Origin of the sequence: Romboutsia sp. 13368 (assembly GCF_018336475.1) — a bacterium.
Classification (GTDB): Bacteria; Bacillota; Clostridia; order Peptostreptococcales; family Peptostreptococcaceae; genus Romboutsia.
Window position 1 is genome coordinate 1,102,642 of record NZ_CP048741.1, and the last position, 307, is coordinate 1,102,948.

The following is a 307-nucleotide window of genomic DNA, read 5'->3' on the forward strand; positions in this document are numbered from 1 at the left end:
ATATTAAGTAAAAAGTATTAATGTAGAACTTTATAGTAAGAGGTGACTAAATGATTGAAGAAAAACTAAAATTAGAGTTAGAGAGTATATTTAAAAAATATAAAGAAATAGAAAAAGTAATATTATTTGGCTCAAGGGCTAGGCAAGATAATAAATATAATTCAGATATAGATTTATGTTTATTTGGAGAAAAAATTACACATTTAATACATGCAAAGGTAACTATGGATATAGAAGAAATAAATACACCTCTAAGCTTTGATATATTAAATTTTAATGAATTAACAAAGGAAAAACTAATTGAAAA

At 21.8% G+C, this 307-nt stretch carries 1 protein-coding gene; it reads left to right on the forward strand.

Annotated elements, in window-relative coordinates:
• Positions 1 to 50: 50 nt before the first annotated feature.
• A partial coding sequence (locus G3997_RS04500; RefSeq protein ID WP_296648746.1) for a nucleotidyltransferase domain-containing protein occupies positions 51 to 307 on the forward strand: 257 nt, incomplete at its 3' end.